The organism is Burkholderia sp. Bp9016 (assembly GCF_003857765.1).
Taxonomy (GTDB): domain Bacteria; phylum Pseudomonadota; class Gammaproteobacteria; order Burkholderiales; family Burkholderiaceae; genus Burkholderia.
Genome location: NZ_QTPY01000007.1, coordinates 146,456 through 165,507, shown reverse-complemented (window position 1 = coordinate 165,507; position 19,052 = coordinate 146,456). Strand labels below are relative to the sequence as shown.

The 19,052-nt window shown below is 68.3% G+C and carries 18 protein-coding genes; 14 read left to right on the top strand and 4 right to left on the bottom strand.

The window, feature by feature from the left end; translation table 11 throughout:
- Window positions 1-121: 121 nt before the first annotated feature.
- Window positions 122-2,194, top strand: a complete 2,073-nt coding sequence (tkt, locus tag DIE13_RS11010) for a transketolase (RefSeq protein WP_124827165.1) — start codon at window positions 122-124, stop codon at window positions 2,192-2,194.
- Window positions 2,195-2,279: 85 nt separating this feature from the next.
- On the top strand, window positions 2,280-3,290 hold the full coding sequence (gap, locus tag DIE13_RS11005) for a type I glyceraldehyde-3-phosphate dehydrogenase (RefSeq protein WP_096506298.1): 1,011 nt from the start codon (window positions 2,280-2,282) through the stop codon (window positions 3,288-3,290).
- 88 nt (window positions 3,291-3,378) lie between these two features.
- On the opposite strand, the gene DIE13_RS11000 is transcribed toward gap, so the two are convergent.
- Window positions 3,379-4,269, bottom strand: a complete 891-nt coding sequence (locus DIE13_RS11000; protein ID WP_124827164.1) for a LysR family transcriptional regulator — start codon at window positions 4,267-4,269, stop codon at window positions 3,379-3,381.
- Between the two features lie 151 nt (window positions 4,270-4,420).
- Between DIE13_RS11000 and DIE13_RS10995 the strand changes: the two genes are divergently transcribed.
- The 4 genes from DIE13_RS10995 (at window position 4,421) to DIE13_RS10980 (ending at window position 8,880) form a co-directional block, all read left to right on the top strand.
- The gene (locus DIE13_RS10995; RefSeq protein WP_124827163.1) at window positions 4,421-5,194 is read left to right on the top strand and encodes an SDR family NAD(P)-dependent oxidoreductase; all 774 of its coding nucleotides are present in this window, start codon (window positions 4,421-4,423) and stop codon (window positions 5,192-5,194) included.
- A gap of 149 nt (window positions 5,195-5,343) precedes the next feature.
- Entirely contained in the window at window positions 5,344-6,783 is a 1,440-nt protein-coding gene (locus tag DIE13_RS10990) for an MFS transporter (protein ID WP_124827162.1), read from the top strand.
- A gap of 70 nt (window positions 6,784-6,853) precedes the next feature.
- Window positions 6,854-7,810 (top strand): 2-hydroxyacid dehydrogenase, encoded by a 957-nt coding sequence (locus DIE13_RS10985; protein ID WP_124827161.1) that lies wholly within the window; start codon window positions 6,854-6,856, stop codon window positions 7,808-7,810.
- 11 nt (window positions 7,811-7,821) lie between these two features.
- Entirely contained in the window at window positions 7,822-8,880 is a 1,059-nt protein-coding gene (locus DIE13_RS10980; protein WP_124827160.1) for an L-idonate 5-dehydrogenase, read from the top strand.
- Window positions 8,881-8,973: 93 nt separating this feature from the next.
- On the opposite strand, the gene DIE13_RS10975 is transcribed toward DIE13_RS10980, so the two are convergent.
- Window positions 8,974-10,173: an MFS transporter gene (locus tag DIE13_RS10975; RefSeq protein WP_124827159.1), complete on the bottom strand. Its 1,200-nt coding sequence runs from the start codon at window positions 10,171-10,173 to the stop codon at window positions 8,974-8,976.
- 307 nt (window positions 10,174-10,480) lie between these two features.
- Between DIE13_RS10975 and cynR the strand changes: the two genes are divergently transcribed.
- Entirely contained in the window at window positions 10,481-11,371 is an 891-nt protein-coding gene (cynR, locus tag DIE13_RS10970) for a transcriptional regulator CynR (RefSeq protein ID WP_124827158.1), read from the top strand.
- A gap of 59 nt (window positions 11,372-11,430) precedes the next feature.
- Here cynR and DIE13_RS10965 read toward each other — a convergent pair whose 3' ends face one another.
- Window positions 11,431-12,153 (bottom strand): FadR/GntR family transcriptional regulator, encoded by a 723-nt coding sequence (locus tag DIE13_RS10965; protein ID WP_124827157.1) that lies wholly within the window; start codon window positions 12,151-12,153, stop codon window positions 11,431-11,433.
- A 212-nt stretch (window positions 12,154-12,365) separates the two neighbouring features.
- Between DIE13_RS10965 and DIE13_RS10960 the strand changes: the two genes are divergently transcribed.
- The 3 genes from DIE13_RS10960 to DIE13_RS10950 all read left to right on the top strand — a co-directional run bounded on the left by DIE13_RS10960 (window position 12,366) and on the right by DIE13_RS10950 (window position 15,336).
- On the top strand, window positions 12,366-13,685 hold the full coding sequence (locus DIE13_RS10960) for a C4-dicarboxylate transporter DctA (RefSeq protein WP_124827156.1): 1,320 nt from the start codon (window positions 12,366-12,368) through the stop codon (window positions 13,683-13,685).
- A gap of 104 nt (window positions 13,686-13,789) precedes the next feature.
- On the top strand, window positions 13,790-14,797 hold the full coding sequence (gene alc, locus DIE13_RS10955; RefSeq protein ID WP_124827155.1) for an allantoicase: 1,008 nt from the start codon (window positions 13,790-13,792) through the stop codon (window positions 14,795-14,797).
- A 14-nt stretch (window positions 14,798-14,811) separates the two neighbouring features.
- Entirely contained in the window at window positions 14,812-15,336 is a 525-nt protein-coding gene (locus DIE13_RS10950) for an ureidoglycolate lyase (protein ID WP_124827154.1), read from the top strand.
- A 179-nt stretch (window positions 15,337-15,515) separates the two neighbouring features.
- On the opposite strand, the gene fur is transcribed toward DIE13_RS10950, so the two are convergent.
- Entirely contained in the window at window positions 15,516-15,944 is a 429-nt protein-coding gene (gene fur, locus DIE13_RS10945) for a ferric iron uptake transcriptional regulator (RefSeq protein ID WP_006753314.1), read from the bottom strand.
- 142 nt (window positions 15,945-16,086) lie between these two features.
- Here fur and DIE13_RS10940 point away from each other — a divergent pair, with 142 nt between their 5' ends.
- The 4 genes from DIE13_RS10940 to DIE13_RS10925 all read left to right on the top strand — a co-directional run bounded on the left by DIE13_RS10940 (window position 16,087) and on the right by DIE13_RS10925 (window position 18,910).
- Window positions 16,087-16,881, top strand: coding sequence for an outer membrane protein assembly factor BamE (locus tag DIE13_RS10940; RefSeq protein WP_124827153.1), 795 nt, complete (start codon window positions 16,087-16,089; stop codon window positions 16,879-16,881).
- A 65-nt stretch (window positions 16,882-16,946) separates the two neighbouring features.
- Entirely contained in the window at window positions 16,947-17,744 is a 798-nt protein-coding gene (dapB, locus tag DIE13_RS10935) for a 4-hydroxy-tetrahydrodipicolinate reductase (RefSeq protein WP_096506320.1), read from the top strand.
- A gap of 19 nt (window positions 17,745-17,763) precedes the next feature.
- The gene (locus DIE13_RS10930) at window positions 17,764-18,432 is read left to right on the top strand and encodes a MotA/TolQ/ExbB proton channel family protein (RefSeq protein WP_124827152.1); all 669 of its coding nucleotides are present in this window, start codon (window positions 17,764-17,766) and stop codon (window positions 18,430-18,432) included.
- Between the two features lie 22 nt (window positions 18,433-18,454).
- Window positions 18,455-18,910: a biopolymer transporter ExbD gene (locus tag DIE13_RS10925; protein WP_124827151.1), complete on the top strand. Its 456-nt coding sequence runs from the start codon at window positions 18,455-18,457 to the stop codon at window positions 18,908-18,910.
- Window positions 18,911-19,052: the final 142 nt, after the last annotated feature.

Sequence of the window (19,052 nt, the reverse complement as noted above, 5' to 3'; positions counted from 1 at the left end):
GGAAATGTCGGCCCATCTGTTAAAATAATGCGCTTTGCAGCCCCGTCCGTAGGCTCCGTCCGCTTCGCGTCCGTCAGGCGCCGCATTGCGCGCCCGGAACGATTGACGCTCGAGCTTCCGGATGCCGCCGTGCCCCCGTTTCCTCGACTCGTTCTCCGGACTCGACATGACGACTTCGTCTCCCGCCTCAACCACCCTGATGGCCAACGCGATCCGTGCGCTCGCGATGGACGCCGTCCAGCAAGCGAACTCCGGCCACCCCGGCATGCCGATGGGCATGGCCGAAATCGGCGTTGCGCTCTGGTCGCGCCACCTGAAGCACAACCCGACCAACCCGCACTGGGCAGACCGCGACCGTTTCGTGCTGTCGAACGGCCATGGCTCGATGCTGCTGTACTCGCTGCTGCACCTGACCGGCTACGACCTGCCGATGGAAGAGCTGAAGAACTTCCGCCAGTTGCACTCGAAGACGCCGGGCCACCCGGAATACGGCATCACGCCGGGCGTCGAGACGACCACCGGCCCGCTCGGCCAGGGTCTCGCGAACGCGGTCGGCATGGCGCTCGGCGAAGCGCTGATGGCGGACGAATTCAACCGTGACGGCGCGAAGATCGTCGATCACCATACGTACGTGTTCCTCGGCGACGGCTGCCTGATGGAAGGCATCTCGCACGAAGCCTGCTCGCTCGCGGGCACGCTGAAGCTGAACAAGCTGATCGCGCTGTACGACGACAACGGCATCTCGATCGACGGCGACGTCGTGAACTGGTTCCACGACGACACGCCGAAGCGCTTCGAGGCATACGGCTGGAACGTGATCCCGAACGTGAACGGCCATGACGTCGACGCGGTCGACGCGGCGATCGCGAAGGCGAAGCTGTCGGACAAGCCGACGCTGATCTGCTGCAAGACGGTGATCGGCAAGGGCGCGGCGACCAAGGCCGGCGGCCACGACGTGCACGGCGCGGCGCTCGGCGCGGAAGAAATCGCGAAGACGCGCGCGGCACTCGGCTGGACCTGGGAGCCGTTCGTGATTCCGCAGGAAGTCTATGCGGCATGGGATGCGAAGGAAGCCGGCAAGCGCGCCGAAACCGAATGGGACGCGACGTTCGCCGCCTATCGCGCGAAATTCCCGGCGGAAGCCGCCGAATTCGAGCGCCGGATGGCCAACAAGCTGCCGGCCGACTGGGCCGAGAAGGCTGCGGCGATCGTCGCCGGCGCGAACGAGCGCGGCGAGACGGTGGCGACCCGCAAGGCGTCGCAGCAGGCGATCGAAGGGCTTGCAGCCGCACTGCCCGAACTGCTCGGCGGCTCGGCCGACCTGACCGGTTCGAACCTGACGAACTGGAAGGCATCGAAGGCGGTGCGCGCGAATCCGGAAGGCGCGGGCGTGCTGCTTGGCAACCACATCAACTACGGCGTGCGCGAATTCGGCATGAGCGCCGCGATCAACGGCCTCGCGCTGCACGGCGGCCACAAGCCGTTCGGCGGCACGTTCCTGACGTTCTCCGACTACAGCCGCAACGCACTGCGCGTCGCGTCGCTGATGAAGGTTCCGTCGATCTTCGTGTTCACGCACGATTCGATCGGCCTTGGCGAAGACGGCCCGACGCACCAGTCGATCGAGCACGTGTCGAGCCTGCGCCTGATCCCGAACCACGACGTGTGGCGTCCGGCCGACACGGTCGAGACGGCCGTCGCATGGACCCACGCGATCGCCGCCGACCGCCCGTCGAGCCTGATCTTCAGCCGCCAGAACCTCGCGTTCAACCCGCGTACCGATGCGCAGATCGCGAACATCGAGAAGGGCGGCTACGTGCTGAAGGACTGGGACGAAGAGATCGTCGCGCGCAAGATCATCCTGATCGCGACGGGCTCGGAAGTCGAACTCGCGATGAAGGCCGTCGAGCCGCTCGCGCAGCAGGGCATCGCGGCCCGCGTCGTGTCGATGCCGTCGACCAACGTGTTCGACCGCCAGGACGCCGAATACCGCGAACGCGTGCTGCCGCACGGCGTGCGCCGCGTCGCGATCGAAGCGGGCGTGACCGCGTTCTGGCACAAGTACGTCGGCCTCGAAGGCGGCGTCGTCGGGATCGACACGTTCGGCGAATCGGCACCGGCCGGCGTGCTGTTCAAGTACTTCGGTTTCACCGTCGAGCACGTCGTCGAGACCGCGAAGGCCGTGCTGGCCTGAAAGCATTCGCGACGCGCGCCCCCTTCGCGCGTCGCACCGTGAAGCTGCACGCAACGAATTTTTTTCAGCCATCAGGAGATAGACCATGACGATCCGCGTCGCAATCAACGGCTACGGCCGCATCGGCCGCAACACGCTGCGCGCGTTCTATGAAAACGGCAAGAAGCACGATCTCGAGATCGTCGCCATCAACGATCTGGGCGATGCGAAGACCAACGCGCACCTGACCCAGTACGACACCGCGCACGGCAAGTTCCCGGGTGAAGTGTCGGTCGACGGCGACTACCTCGTCGTGAACGGCGACAAGATCCGCGTGCTGGCGAACCGCAACCCGGCAGAACTGCCGTGGGGCGAGCTGGGCGTCGACGTCGTGATGGAATGCACGGGCTTCTTCACGACGAAGGAAAAGGCCAGCGCGCACCTGAAGGGCGGTGCGAAGAAGGTGATCATCTCGGCGCCGGGCGGCAAGGACGTCGACGCGACGATCGTCTACGGCGTGAACCACAACGTGCTGAAGGCCGAGCACACGGTCATCTCGAACGCATCGTGCACGACGAACTGCCTCGCGCCGCTCGTCAAGCCGCTGAACGACCAGATCGGCCTCGAAACCGGCCTGATGACGACGATCCACGCGTACACGAACGATCAGGTTCTGACCGACGTTTATCACGAAGACCTGCGTCGTGCGCGTTCGGCTACCCATAGCCAGATCCCGACGAAGACGGGCGCTGCGTCGGCCGTCGGCCTCGTGCTGCCGGAACTGAACGGCAAGCTCGACGGCTACGCGATCCGCGTCCCGACGATCAACGTGTCGGTCGTCGACCTGTCGTTCATCGCGAAGCGCGACACGACGGTCGAAGAAGTCAACGCGATCATGAAGGAAGCATCGGAAGGCGCGCTGAAGGGCATCCTCGGCTACAACGACGCACCGCTGGTGTCGATCGACTTCAACCACAACCCGGCTTCGTCGACGTTCGACGCAACGCTGACCAAGGTGTCGGGCCGCCTCGTCAAGGTGTCGAGCTGGTACGACAACGAGTGGGGTTTCTCGAACCGCATGCTGGATACGGCAGTCGCATTCGCGAACGCGAAGTAATCCTGCACGTTGCGCGGCCGCCGCAAGGCGGCATGTGCAGCGAACGAGCCCGGCCGGGTTTTCCGGCCGGGTTTTTTTTCGCCCCGCGTCATTGCGCGGCGTTGGCCGTCACGTGTTCGAGCGCGTCGACGAACGCGCGTTTGATCGCGCTGTCGAGGTCGATCCACGCGAGACCGATGCCGGTGCGGTGGCCCGCGAGGTCGAGCGGCCGTGCGAGCACGTTCGGCGGCAGCGCGCTCGCGGCTTCCGCCGGAATCAGCCCGATCCCCATCCCGGCTGCGACAAGCGCGAGCATCGTCGTGAATTCGCCGAACTCCTGCGCGATCTCGAGCGTCATGCCCGCGCGGCTCAGCGCGAGAAGCATGTCGTCGTAAAAGCCGGGCGCGTAACGGCGCGCGAGCACGAATGCAGGCTGGCCGCGCAATGCGTTCGGCGCGATCGCTTCGTGCGCGGCGAGCGGATGGTCGAGCGGCAGCGCGACGACGAAGCCTTCCTCCAGCACCACGCGCGTATCGATGCCCGCATACGCGGCCGGCAGCCGGATCATCCCGAAATCGATGCGCCGGTCGCGCAGCGCCGCGATCTGGTCGGGCGTCGGCATGTCCTTCAGTTCGAGCGTGATCAGCGGGTAGCGCTCGCGCATCGTGCGCAGCACGGCCGGCAGCAGCGCGGGCAGTACCGACGACACGAATGCGATGCGCAGCGTGCCGATCTCGCCACGGCTCGACAGCCGCGCCATCTGCTCCGCGCGCGCAGCCTGCTGCAGCGTCGCTCGCGCTTCGGGCAGGAAGACGCGCCCGGTGTCGCTGAGTTCGACTTTGTGGCGGTCGCGCTCGAACAGGCGCGCGCCCAGTTCGTCCTCGAGCGCCTTGATCTGCATGCTCAGCGCCGATTGCACGATGAACAGGCGCTGCGCGGCGCGCCCGAAATGCAGCTCTTCCGCGAGCGTGACGAAGGCGCGCAATTGCTTGAGTTCCATGGTCGGCGGCCGGCAAGGGGCGGTAATCAGATTTCATGATAACCGGATCAAAAAAGACCATTGGCGCAATGCCGGGCCGAACGCCGAAGATAGTCTCAACGCGAGACCGGCCGCGACGGGCGGTCGGCTCGTCTGGTCTGAGGAGACATGCATGACCCACGCGCTTGACCGGTTCCGCCTCGACGGCCGCCGCGCACTGATCACCGGTTCCGGACGCGGGATCGGACTGACGCTCGCCCGCGGGCTCGCCGAAGCCGGCGCGGCGATCGTGATCAACGATCGCAATGAGCAGAAGGCCGCGACGCTTGTGCGCCACTTCCGCGAGGAAGGTTTCGCCGCCGATTACGCGGTGTTCGACGTTGCGGAGCACGCGCAGGTGCGCGCGGCGATCGACGATTTCGAGGCGCGCGTCGGCGCGATCGACATCCTCGTGAACAACGCGGGCATCCAGCGCCGCGCGCCGCTCGACGCATTCGATCCGGAAGACTGGCACGCGCTGATGCGCGTGAATCTCGACGGCGTGTTCAACACCGCGCAGGCGGTGGCGCGCCACATGATCGCGCGCGGCCGCGGCAAGATCATCAACATCTGTTCGGTGCAGAGCGAGCTCGCGCGGCCGACGATCGCGCCGTATGCGGCGACGAAGGGGGCGGTGCGGATGCTGACGAAAGGGATGTGCGCCGACTGGGCGCGCCACGGCATCCAGGCGAACGGCCTCGCGCCCGGTTATTTCGAAACCGAACTGAATCGCGCGCTGGTCGACGACGCGGCGTTCTCGGACTGGCTGTGCAAGCGCACGCCGGCCGGCCGCTGGGGACAGGTCGACGAGTTGTGCGGCGCGGCGATTTTCCTCGCGTCGGCGGCGTCCGATTTCGTAAACGGCCAGACGCTGTTCGTCGACGGCGGCCTGACCAGCGCCGTCTGAGCGATGGTGCTTGCGCCGTGTGCGCAGCGCCGTCGAGCCGGTTCGGGCCGGCATCCGAATTCCCAGAAGAGCCCGCCGCACGAGCGGGCCGATGTCCGGCGCATCTGGCGCCGGGTTCCGGAATGGAAGGCAGGAGACAGGAGACAACGATGGATCGCAATTCCCCGCGGCGCGATGCAATGCCCGCCACGTCGGCCGACACTGCCGAGCGACACGGCGTCGACCGGAAGCAGCTCAACCGCGCGGCATGGACCTGCTCGCTCGGCAGCGCGCTCGAATACTACGATTTCGCGCTGTACACGCTCGCGTCGGCGCTGGTCTTCGGACCGCTGTTCTTTCCGTCGCAAACCGTCGAGACGCGGCTGATCGCGAGCTTCGGCACGTATTTCGTCGGCTTCGCGGTGCGCCCGCTCGGCGGCGTCATCTTCGGCGTGCTCGGTGACCGGATCGGCCGCAAGTTCGTGCTGACCGCGACGGTGCTGCTGATGGGCATCGCCAGCACGCTGATCGGCGTATTGCCGACCTATGCGAGCGCCGGCTACTGGGCGCCCGCGCTGCTCGTGCTGCTACGCATCCTGCAGGGCCTCGGCGCTGGCGCTGAGCAGGCCGGCGCGGCCGTGCTGATGACCGAATACGCACCGCCGGGCAAGCGCGGCTTCTACGCGTCGCTGCCGTTTCTCGGGATCCAGCTCGGCACGGTGCTCGCGGCGGCCGTCTATTTCCTGCTGCTCGCGAACCTCGACCACGTCACGGACGGCTGGGGCTGGCGCGTGCCGTTCCTGTTCAGCGCGGTGATCGTCGCGGTCGGGGTCTACATGCGGGCGCGGCTGCATGAATCGCCGACCTTCGTGCGGCTCGAGAAGCGCGCGCAGGTATTGGCGAATCCGCTGAAGAGCGCCGTGCAGCACTCCAGGCGCACATTGCTGATCGGCATCGGGCTGCGGATGGCGGAGAACGGCGGCTCGTCGATCTACCAGGCGCTCGCGGTCAGCTATCTCGCCGGCGTGATCGGGATGAAGGGGCCGATCGGTGCGCTCGCGCTGGTGTGCGCGGCCACCGTCGGCGCCTGCACGGTGCCGCTCGCGGGGCGATTGAGCGACCGCTTCGGCCGGGTGCGGGTGTACCGCACGTTCGCGTGGCTGCAGCTCGCGCTCGCATTCCCGGTGTGGTGGATCTTCAGCCAGGGGAACGTGGTCGCGAGCGTGATCGCGATCTCGGTCGCGCAAGGCTTTGCGAACTGGGGGATGCTCGGCGCACAGGCCGCGCTGCTGCCGGAATTGTTCGGCGCGCGGCACCGCTACATGGGCGTGTCGTTTGCGCGTGAAGTGTCGGCCGTGCTTGCCGGCGGAATCGCGCCGTTGATCGGCGCGACGCTGATCGCGACCGTGATCGCGCTGCACGGCGGCGATCACGCGGCCGGCGTGTATGCCTGGGTGCCGATCGCCGCGTACCTGGTGCTGCTCACGCTGATCACGCTGTTCACCACGGCGCGGATGCCGGAGACGCTGAACCGCGATCTCGACGATCCGCTCGACGCGGCGCAGGCGCAGCCGGCCCCGGAAACCGAGCCGCTCGCACGGCATGCATGAGCGCGCCAGGCGGCTGACGCGGCCCGGCACGCACTCCGATTTCAACTTATTTCGACAGGAGCAAGCGCAGATGGCGCACGATTCGACCCGGCGGCCCGAGCTGCTGATGACGGGCCCCTACCAGCCGTGGGACGACGCATGGCTGTCGACCGGCTACCACGTCCACCGGCTGTGGGAGGCCGTCGACCGAGCGGCGTTTCTCGCCGAACATGGCGCCGGCGTGCGTGCGATCGCCACGCGCGGCGACCTCGGCGCCGATGCCGCGCTGATCGCCGCACTGCCGCAGCTCGAGATCATCTCGTGCTACGGCGTTGGCACCGACGCGATCGATCTCGCAGCGGCGCGCGAGCGCGGCATCCGCGTGACCAACACGCCCGACGTACTGACCGGCGATGTCGCCGATCTCGGCGTCGGGCTCACGCTCGCACTGCTGCGCCGGATCGGCGCAGGCGACGCGTACGTGCGCTCCGGCGCATGGCGTGACGGCGACATGCCGCTCGTCACCCGCCTGTATGGCAAGCGCGTCGGCATCGTCGGCTTCGGCCGGATCGGCACGACGCTTGCGCGCCGGTTGTCCGGCTTCGACGTCGAGCTCGGCTATTTCGACGTCGCGCCGCGCGCGGACAGCCCGCATCGTTTCTTCGGCCAGCTGACCGAACTGGCCGGCTGGTGCGACGTGCTGATCGTCACGCTCGCGGGCGGCGCGTCGACGCGCCATCTCGTCGATGCGGCCGTGCTCGATGCGCTCGGCCCGCACGGCCATCTGGTGAACGTGTCGCGCGGCACGACCGTCGACGAACCCGCACTGCTCGACGCGCTCGAGCGCGGCGCGATCGCCGGCGCAGCGCTCGACGTGTTCTGGAACGAGCCGAACATCGACCCGCGTTTCCTCGCGTTGCGGAACGTGCTGCTGCAGCCGCATCATGCGAGCGGCACCGTCGAGACGCGTCAGGCGATGGGCTGGCTCGTGCGCGACAACCTCGCCGCGCACTTCGCCGGCGAGCCGCTGCTTACGCCGGTCGTCTGAGGAGGGGTGTCATGCGTATGCGTTGCATGTGTGTCGTGATCCACGGGCCGAACGACCTGCGGCTCGAAGAGCAGGACGCCGGCGAGATCGGCCCGGGCCAGGTGCGCGTCGATGTCGCGATGGGCGGCATCTGCGGCTCCGACCTGCATTACTTTCGGCATGGCGGTTTTGGCGCGATCCGGCTGCAGCAGCCGATGGTGCTCGGTCATGAAGTGGCCGGCACGGTCGCGGCGGTCGCGCCGGACGTGACGGCGGTGAGGGTCGGGGATCGCGTCGCGGTCAATCCGAGCCGCCCGTGCGGCGCGTGCCGCTACTGTCTCGAAGGGCTGCCGAACCAGTGTCTCGACATGCGCTTCTACGGCAGCGCGATGCGCATGCCGCACGTGCAGGGCGCGTTTCGCAACGCGCTCGTGTGCGACGCCGCGCAGTGCGTGAAAGTGGCCGATCACGTGCCGCTGTCGCTCGCGGCGCTTGCCGAGCCGTTCGCGGTCGGGCTGCACGCGGTGTCACGGGCGGGGCCGCTGATCGGCCGGCGCGTGCTGGTGTCGGGGTGCGGGCCGATCGGCGTGCTGGCAGTCGCGGCGGCGCGCGTGCACGGCGCGGCGGAGATCGTCGCGACCGACGTGGTTGATGCGCCGCTCGACGTAGCACGCGCGCTCGGCGCCGACCGGACGATCAACGCGGCGACCGACAGCGGCTGGGTCGCGCGCTACGGCGCCGACAAGGGAACGTTCGACGTGATGATCGAGTGTTCCGGCAATGCGCGCGCACTGCGCGACGGCCTCGACGTGATGCGGCCGCGCGGCGTCGTCGTGCAGCTCGGGCTCGGCGGCGACGTCAGCCTGCCGCAGAACGTGGTGGTCGCGAAGGAGCTGTCGATCTGCGGCTCGTTCCGCTTTCATGCGGAGTTCGCGCTCGCGGTGCAGTTGATCAATGCGGGGCGCGTCGATCTCGCGCCGGCCGTGACGCGCGTGTTTCCGGTGCGCGAAGCGAACGATGCGTTCGAGCTGGCCGGCGACCGGCAGCGGGCGATGAAGGTGCTGATCGATTTCGCCGACGCGACGGCATGACTGCCCGCTGATGGCGCGCGACGGCGCGCATGCAGAAAAGGCACGCCCGCGATGCGCGGAGCGTGCCTTTTTGTTGGGCGGCGCGAAAGCCGGTTACTGAGTGGCTTGCCGCACGCCGACGCGCTGCGATGCGAGCCACAAGGCGATCAGCACGCCGGACAGTGCGGCCCCGGCGATGCATACGCCGCGCCAGCCGTCGACACCGTACGCGACGCTCGCCGCGAACGACCCGAACGCGCCGCCGATGAAGTAGCTCGTCAGATAGATCGTCGTCACGCGGCTGCGCGCGTTGCCGGCGAGCGCATAGATCACGCTCTGGTTCGAGATGTGCATGCCCTGCACGCCGACGTCGAGCAGCAGGATGCCCGCGATCAGCGCGACGAGCGAGTGCGCGCCGGTCGCGATCAGCGCGAACGATGCGAGCACGGCCGCCGCGAACAACCCGGTCGCCGCGTTGCCGTGGCCGCGATCGACGAGCCGGCCGGCCGACGTCGCCGCGAGCGCGCCCACAGCACCGACGACGCCGAACAGCCCGATCTGCCCTTCGGAGTAGCCGTACGGCGGCTGGCTCAGCAGGAACGTGAGGCCGGTCCACAGCAGGCTGAAACATGCGAACACGAGCGCGCCGTACGTCGAGCGCAGCGCGATCAGCGGCTGCGCGCGCACCAGTGCGAGGAGCGACTTCATCAGCGCCGCGTAGTCGAGCCGCGCGTGGCGGCGATCCTTCGGCAACTTCACCGCGAGCACGGAGGTCAGCGCGAGGATCATCACCGCGGCGATCGCGTACACCGCGCGCCAGCCGAACCCGTCGGCGATCGCGCCGGCCGCGACGCGCGCGAGCAGGATCCCGAGCAGCAGCCCGCTCATCACGGTGCCGACCGCGCGGCCACGCGTGCGCGCGTCGGCGAGCGACGCGGCGAACGGCACGAGCAACTGCGTCGAGCAGGTGACGAAGCCGAGCGCGATGTTCGCGACGACGAACATCGTGAAGTTCGTGCTGAATGCGACGGCCGCCAGCGCGATCACGTTGAGCACGAGCAGCCGCACGATCAGCGTGTGGCGGTTGACCGCGTCGCCGAGCGGCACGATCAGCAGCAGGCTTGCTGCGTAGCCGAGCTGCGTCAGCGTGACGAGGTAGCCGAGCTCGGCCGGCGGGCGGCCGAAGCTGCGCGCGATCGCGGCGAGCAGCGGCTGCGCGTAATAGATGTTGCCGATGACGATGCCGCACGCGCAGGCGAACAGCAGCGTCATGGCGCGGGTCAGTGGGGGATGGTTGTCGTGATGCAGTTCCATGGTCGCGAAAAAACGGCGGCGGCCGGCGGCGCGGGGACGGTCGGCTGCACGGGGATTGCGGAAATCGGGGCCGGCGTCAACGGATCGGCGATGAGCCGATGCGCGCCGGGCGGAGCGTGGCCGGCGCCCGGGTGGGGCGGCGGCGGATCGTCGTGCGGCGGGCGGGGCGGGCCCGGGCGTGCCGTTCCGGTGCGGCGGCAGGCGCCATGCGCAGGAGCGGAAGTGCGTATGATGCGGGAATCGAATCATAGCGTCCAAGACTGGATTGCTATGGTATTCATTGGTACAGCCAATACATGAGCCGCGCATGCTACTTCGCCACATCCGCTATTTCCTGGCCGTCGCCGAGCAGCGCAGCTTCACGCGCGCGGCCGACTCGCTGCATGTGTCGCAGCCGACGCTGTCGCAGCAGGTGCGCCAGCTCGAGGACATGCTCGGCGTGCAGCTGTTCGACCGCTCGGGCCGCACGGTGCGGCTCACCGAGTTCGGCGAAGTCTATGCGCGCCACGCGCGCGCGGCGCTGCACGAACTCGATACCGGCCAGCGCGCGCTGCACGACGTTGCGGATCTCGGCAGCGGTTCGCTGCGGCTCGCGATGATGCCGACCTTCGCCGCCTACCTGAGCGGCTCGCTGATCGACGCGTTCCACGCGGATTTTCCGAACGTCGCGCTGACGATCGACGCGATGCCGCAGGAGCGCATCGAGGCGCTGCTGGCCGACGACCGGCTCGACGCGGGTTTCGCGTTCATGCCGCCGCGCGCGCCGGACATTGACGCGCTGCCGTTGTGGGACGAGCCGCTCGCGCTCGTGACGGGCCGCACGCATCGCCTGGCCCGCCGTCGCCGCGCGCTGAGTCCGGCCGAACTCGTCGGCGAGCCGCTGGTGCTGCTGAGCCGCGCGTTCGCGACGCGCGAAAGCATCGACCGGTATTTCATCGAGCAGGGGGCGCAGCCGAAGATCGCGATCGAGACGAACACGATCAGCGCGGTGCTGGAACTCGTGCGCTGCGGGCGGCTCGCGACGGTGCTGCCCGATGCGGTCGCACGCGAGAGCGGCGATCTGTGCGCGCTGGAGATCGATCCGCCGCTGCCGACGCGCACGGCCGCGCTGCTCACGCGCAAGGGCGCGTACCGCAGCGTCGCGGCGCGTGCATTCATCGAGCGCGCGCTCGCGTATCGCGATCCGTCGGGGGGGTGACCGGTACGGCCGGCGACCGGTTGCGGCGCCAGCCGCGCGGATGGGCGGTGCTCAGGCGCTCAGGTGCGCGGCGTCGGGAAGAAGATGCCCGCGCGCTGCGCGGCGTTGGCAATGTGCGTCTCGATCGCGGTGCCCGCGGCCGCCGCATCGCGGGCGATCAGCGCATCGACGATCGCACGGTGTTCGTGCCATGTCGACAGCAGCAGCTCGCGCCGGTAGAACGGCATGCGCTGGCTTTCCTTCATGATGTCCGCGCTGCTGCGCAGTACCGATTCGATCGCCGCGTTGCCCGCGAGATGGATGATTCGCATGTGGAAGTCGAAATCGAGCCGCGACGCCTCGTCGAGCGCGCTCTCGGTCAGCGCGACGTGCAGGTCGGCGAGATTGTTCTCGAACCATGCGATGTCGTCGTCGCTGACGACGTGCGCCGCCATCCGCGCGGCAAACCCCTCGAGCGCATAGCGCATCTGGTACGTGTCGGGCGGCGACGACTGCTCGGCGAACCGCCAGGCGTGGGCGGCCGTCGCCTGCGCGCTTTCGACATAGACGCCCTTGCCGGCGCGGATGCGCAGCATCCCGAGCGCCTCGAGCGTCGACAGCGCCTCGCGCAGCGACGCGCGGCTGATCTCCAGCTCCTCGGAGAGCTGCCGCTGGGCCGGCAGCAGGCTGCCGACCGGATATACGCCTGCCTCGATCCGGTCGCGGATCGTCGAGATGGCGGCGTCGGTCACGGTGTGCGGAACGTTCTTCATGATGTGAGCGATGGCCGGTCTGACCAGCATTGTAATCCGCACGCAGGCAGTGCATGAGCGGCCTACGGGAAAGCCACGATCCGCCCCGATCCGGTGCATTCAGACCCCATGCCGAAGGGCGGGAAATCCCTATTTGATTCGTCCTTGACGCGACTATATCGGCTTCCTACTATCCACCATAACATCACTGGTCTTACCAGTATGAACAGACGAAACTGCAACCGTTGGATCGGGAGAGCGCCGTGTCGAAATTCCTCAATTCGCTGTTTGGCCGGGTAGTCGTCGCATTGATACTGGGGGTCGCGCTCGGCGCGTTCTTCCCGCATTTCGCCGAGTCGCTGCGACCGCTGGGCGACGGCTTCCTGAAACTCATCAAGATGGTCATCGGCCCGATCGTGTTCTGCGTCGTGGTCAGCGGGATGGCCAATGCGGGCGACCTGAAGAAGGTTGGCCGGGTCGGCCTGAAGGCGGTCGTCTACTTCGAGGTGATGACGACGATCGCGCTCGGCATCGGGCTAGTGCTCGCGTGGCTCACGCGCCCGGGCGTCGGGATGAACATCGACCTGCGCTCGCTCGATGCGGCGTCGCTCGCGTCGTATGCGAAGAATGCTGAAAGCCTGAAGGACACGGCCGGCTACCTGATGAAGATCATTCCCGAGACCGCGATCGACGCGTTCGCAAAGGGCGACATCCTGCAGATCCTCGTGTTCGCGGTGCTGTTCGGCTCCGCGCTGTCGCTGCTCGGCGACAAGGCGCAACGCGTGAACAGCCTGATCGAGGAACTGTCGCACGTGTTCTTCCGCATCATCGGCTTCATCATCAAGCTCGCGCCGCTCGGCGTGCTCGGCGCGATCGCGTTCACGACCGGCAAGTACGGCGTTGCATCGCTCAAGCAGCTCGGCTATCTCGTCGCGGTGTTCTACCTGAGCTGCTTCGTGTTCGTCACGGTCGTGCTCGGCACGGTGATGCGCCTCGCGGGCTTCTCGGTATTCAAGCTGATCCGCTACCTTCGCGAGGAACTGTCGATCGTGCTCGGCACGGCATCGTCCGACGCGGTGCTGCCGCAGGTGATGAGCAAGCTCGAATACATGGGCATCAAGGATTCGACGGTCGGCCTCGTGATTCCGACCGGATACTCGTTCAACCTCGACGGCTTCTCGATCTACCTGACGCTCGCCGTGCTGTTCATCGCGCAGGCCACCAACACGCCGCTGTCGACGCATGACCTGATCGTCGTGCTGCTCGTGTCGCTCGTCACGTCCAAGGGCGCGCACGGGATTCCGGGCTCGGCGATCGTGATCCTCGCGGCGACGCTGTCGGCGATCCCCGCGATTCCGGTGCTCGGCCTCGTGCTGATCCTGCCTGTCGACTGGTTCGTCGGCATTGCCCGCGCGGTGACCAACCTGATCGGCAACTGCGTCGCGACGGTGGTCGTCGCGGTGTGGGAGCACGACATCGACCGGGCCCGCGCGAAGCGCGTGCTGAACCGCGAGCTGCGCTACGTGGCCGACGCGCCGGGCGCCGCCGCACCGGTCGCGGGCGATCAGGCACACGCGCTCTGAGCGCGACTGCGCACGGCGCGGCGTCCCCTGGCCGCGCGGCGCGAACGAATTTCGTGCGACCGGCGTGCTGATGCGCCGGCGCTTCTCAAAATAGTGGAGACGACATGGCAGCCCCCATCCTCGATCCGAACGCGCCGGCCTTCACGCGGCGCTACATGAACCTCGCCGATCCGCGCCTGGGCGCGCAGGCGCTCTTCGCCAGCGACGAATTCTTCGCGCCGAAGGAGCGCATGCTCAATCCCGAGCCGGCCGTCTTCATTCCCGGCAAGTACGACGACCACGGCAAGTGGATGGACGGCTGGGAGACGCGTCGCAAGCGCACCACCGGCCACGACTTCTGCGTGGTCCGGCTTGCGCGGCCCGGCGTGATTTACGGCGTCGATCTCGACACGAGCCACTTCACCGGCAACTTCCCGCCGGCCGCGTCGATCGAGGCCTGCGCGGCGGATGGCGACACGCCGCCGGACGACGCCGAATGGCGCACGATCGTCCCCGCGACGACGCTGCAGGGCAATTCGCACCACTACGTCAGTGTCGACGATGCGCAGCCGGTCACGCACCTGCGCGTGAACCTGTATCCGGACGGCGGGCTCGCGCGGCTGCGCGTGTACGGCCAGCCGCAGCGCGACTGGCGCCATGTGCCGGCCGGCGAACTCGTCGATCTCGCGGCGATCGAGAACGGCGGTTATCTGGTGGCGGCGAACAACCAGCATTTCGGGCCGGCCTCGCAGATGCTGATGCCGGGGCGGGGCGCGAATATGGGCGACGGCTGGGAAACGCGGCGCCGCCGCGAGCCCGGCAACGACTGGGCGATCGTCGCGCTGGCGCGCCCGGGCATCATCCGGCGCGTCGAGGTCGATACGGCGTTCTTCAAGGGCAACTTCCCCGACCGCTGTTCGCTGCAGGCCGCGCACGTCACGGGCGGCACCGACGATTCGCTCGTCACGCAGGCGATGTTCTGGGCCGAACTGCTCGGCGAGCAGAAGCTGCAGATGGATCACGTGCACACGTTCGACCAGCTCGCGGCGCTCGGCCCCGTCACGCACGTGCGCTTCAACATCTTCCCGGACGGCGGCGTGTCGCGCCTGCGTCTGTGGGGCGAGCCGGCTTGACGGAGGGCGAAGGCATGAGCGGACCCCATATCCTGCGCGTCGAGCGCCTGACCCGCGAAGCGTTCGCGCCGTTCGGCGACGTGATCGCGCTCGAAGGCGCGCGGCATTTTCCGATCAACGGCGGCACGACCGAGCGTTTCCACGATCTCGCGACGATCGACGTCTGCGCGGACGGCGGCCGGCCGCTCGTCAGCATGTTTCGCGCGCAGCCGCGCGCGCTGCCGGTCGCGATCACGCTGATGGAGCGTCATCCGCACGGCAGCCAGGCGTTCATCCCGCTGGCGGCCGTGTCGCGCTACGCGATCGTTGTCGCGCCGGCCGGCGAATTCCGGCCCGGCGCGATGCGCGCGTTCCTCGCCGAAGGCTGGCAGGGCGTGAATTACGCGAAGGGCGTGTGGCACCACCCGCTGCTCGCGCTCGACGCGGTCAGCGATTTCGTGATCGTCGATCGCGGCGGCCCGCAGCCGAACTGTGACGAGATCCCGCTCGACGACGCGTGGGCGCTCGAGTTCGAACCGGCCTGCGCGAGCACTGCCTGACGCGCGGCGCGGCCGGCATCGGGTCACGCCGTGGCCGGCGCGCAGCCGCATGCTCGAGAACGTTTCCATACGGGCCCGCGTGTCACGCGGGCCTCGTCACATTGGTCTTGTCCCGAAAACGACACGGCCCGGGCGGCGAGGTGCCGGCCGGGCCGTCGCGCATGCGCGAATGGTGCGGATCAGTGCTTGCGGTGCGGGCAGTTTTCGGTCGTGCAGGAACCGTACATCGCGAGCGAGTGTTCCTGGAGCCGGAAGCCGCGTTCTTTCGCGATCGCTTGCTGGCGGCTTTCGATCTCGGCGTCGAAGAATTCTTCGACGCGACCGCAATCGAGGCACACGAGGTGATCGTGGTGCGAACCTTCGTTCAGTTCGAACACGGCCTTGCCGGATTCGAAGTTGCTGCGCGTGAGCAGGCCCGCCTGCTCGAACTGCGTCAGCACGCGGTAAACCGTGGCGAGCCCGATGTCGAGCTGTTCGTTGAGCAGGTTCCGGTAGACGTCTTCGGCCGTCAGGTGACGCACGGGGCTCTGCTGGAAGATCTCGAGAATCTTGAGGCGCGGTAGGGTGGCCTTTAGCCCGATATTCTTGAGATCCGTCGGATTGGTCATGGCTAGGCATCCCTAGAGTACAATGCAGGGCTTCAATGTTACCGGCTTTTCGCCGTTCCAGAAACACGCGCGGCTCGCGACGCGGGCCAGCACGGTGACGGAAATGATCCCAGAATCTCTTTCGCACTTTCAGAGGAGTCGCATGCGGAGTGCCATCATCGCTGCCGCCGCCGTTGCCGCGCTGGCTGGTTGTTCGTCGTACGACAGCGTGACGCAGCGCATCGCGCAGAGCATCACGCCCTATCGGATCACTGTCGTGCAGGGCAACTTCGTGTCGCAGGAAAAGGCCGCGCAGCTGCAGGCCGGGATGTCGCGCGAGCAGGTCCGCGCGCTGCTCGGCACGCCGCTGCTGACGGACATGTTCCATGCCGATCGCTGGGATTACCTCTTTTACTTCAAGCGCGGCTCGACGGCAGTCGTCCAGCAGCGCGACCTCGTGCTGACATTCTCGGGCGACCGGCTCGCGAGCTGGGCGGGTGCCGAGAACCTGCCTTCCGAGCTCGACCTGCTGGCCGATATCGACGGCGATCGCGGCGGCAAGAAGGCGAAGGCCGCAGCCGCGGCGAAGAGGGCGTCCGAAGCCGCTGCCGCGAGCGCCGCGCAGGCCACCGCTGCCGCGAGCCCGGTTGCCGAGCCGGCATCCGGCGCGGCGGTCGACCAGGACGCGAACGCCCAGGCCGCACGTGCGGCGAACCGCGCGACCAACCAGGTATCGGGGCAGGGGGCGGCCGCACGCCGCTTCACGCCGTCCGCGCAGGTCTCGAGCGGCGCACCGGTGCCGGGCGGCCAGCCGCCGGGCGTGGCGCCGGCGATCCAGCCGCAGTTCCAGTTCCATCGTCCGCCGCAGCCGAACGTGTCGAACGACACGACGCAGCCCGTCGGCCCGCAGGGTTCGGACACGCTGCAGAACCAGCCGCTCACCGCGCCGGCCCAGTAGGCGGCCGGCGTGCGGAAACGGGGCGGCATGCGCCGCCCGCCTTTATACCTGTCGTGTAGAAAGCCATGAAGATTGCGATTGCCGGTGCATCGGGCCGTATGGGCCGGATGCTGATCGAAGCCGTTCTCAACGATTCCGACGCGCAGCTCGTCGGCGCGCTCGACCGCGCCGATTCGCCGTTCCTCGGCCAGGACGCGGGCGCGTTCCTCGGCAAGGAAACCGGGATCAAGCTGACCGACGACCTCGACGCCGTGTTCGCGCAGGCCGACTACCTGATCGACTTCACGCGTCCGGAAGGCACGATCGCGCACGTCGAGGCCGCGCTGCGCCACGACGTGAAGCTCGTGATCGGCACGACCGGCTTCACCGCCGAGCAGAAGGCGGAGCTGCAGGCCGCGGCAGGCAGGATCGGCATCGTGTTCGCGGCGAACATGAGCGTCGGCGTGAACGTCACGCTGAAGCTGCTGGAATTCGCGGCGAAGCATTTCTCGCACGGCTACGACATCGAGATCATCGAGGCGCATCACCGCCACAAGGTCGATGCGCCGTCGGGCACCGCGCTGATGATGGGCGAGGCCGTCGCCGGTGCGCTCGGGCGCTCGCTCGACGAATGTGCGGTGTACGGCCGCCAGGGCGTGACGGGCGAACGCGATCCGTCGACGATCGGCTTTGCGGCGGTGCGCGGCGGCGACATCGTCGGCGATCACACCGTGCTGTTCGCCGGGATCGGCGAGCGGATCGAGATCACGCACAAGTCGTCGAGCCGCGTGTCGTACGCGCAGGGCGCGCTGCGTGCGGTCCGCTTCCTGTCGGCGCGTGGCGCCGGCCTGTTCGACATGCAGGACGTGCTCGGCCTGCGCTGACGCTCACGGGGAAACTCCGATGGCCATTCCCACCGGCGTTGTCCACTACCTCGAAAGCGGCGATGCGATCACGCACGCCGTCGCCTACGTGCTGCTGGCGATGTCCGTCGCCAGCTGGTGCTTCCTCCTCATGAAAGCCTGGCTCCTGGTCCGCGCGAAGCGGCAGGGGCCGCGCGCGCTCGCCGCGTTCTGGCGCGCGCCGTCGCTCGATGCGGGCATCGCCGCGCTCGTCGGCGCCGATCGCGAACGCGTGTTCGTGCCGCTTGCCGAAGCCGCGCGCGACGCGGCCGACGAACACGATCCGGCCGCGCTGGCCGCGCGCGTCGAGCGCAGCGAACGCGTGCTGCGCGCGCTGCGTCACGCGATGCTGCGCTCGCAGCGCCGGCTCGAGTTCGGCCAGGTGCTGCTCGCGTCGATCGGCAGCACCGCGCCGTTCGTCGGACTGCTCGGCACCGTGTGGGGCATCTATCACGCGCTCGGCAGCATCGCCGCGAGCGGGCAGGCGCAGATCGAGAACGTCGCGGGGCCGGTGGGCGAAGCGCTGATCATGACCGCGTTCGGGCTCGTGGTCGCGATTCCCGCGGTGCTCGCGTACAACATCCTCGGGCGGCTCGTGCGACAGCTCGCCGAGGAACTCGACGGCTTCGCGCGCGACCTGCACGTGTTCGTGTGCGCGCAGGGCGCCTGACGCGCGGCCCGGAGGAGCGACCATGGCATTCGGCGGACTGGAGCACCACAAGACGTCCGCGCCGATGGCGGAGATCAACATGACGCCGCTGATCGACGTGATGCTCGTGCTGCTCGTCATCTTCATCATCACCGCGCCGCTGATGACGCATGCGATCCGGCTCGATCTGCCGAAGGTCGCGGCCAGCGCCGCGCGCGATACGCCGCAATCGGTCACGCTGTCGATCGATGACGCCGGCAAGCTGTTCTGGGACGACACGCCCGTCGCGCTCGACGCGCTGCCGGCACGCTTTCGGGCCGCCGCCGCGGGCGCCACGCCGCCGGAGCTGCGGCTGCGCGCGTCGCGCGCGACCCGCTACGACGTGATCGCGCAGGTGATGGGCGCCGCGCAGGCCGCGGGGCTCACGCGCATCGGCTTCGTCACCGACATGCCGCCGGCGGGCACTGCCGCGCCGGCCGCAGCGGGCGCGAAACGCTGACCGGCCGGCCGCCTGCGCGTCCGGTGCAAGCAAGAATGCGTGCCGGCCCGCGAGACGGGCCGTGCCGCCCGCCACGGACGGTATAATCGTCGTTTCCGCCCGGTCGGCAGGGTTTCGCCGGGTAACCTGGAGACCTTCCGGG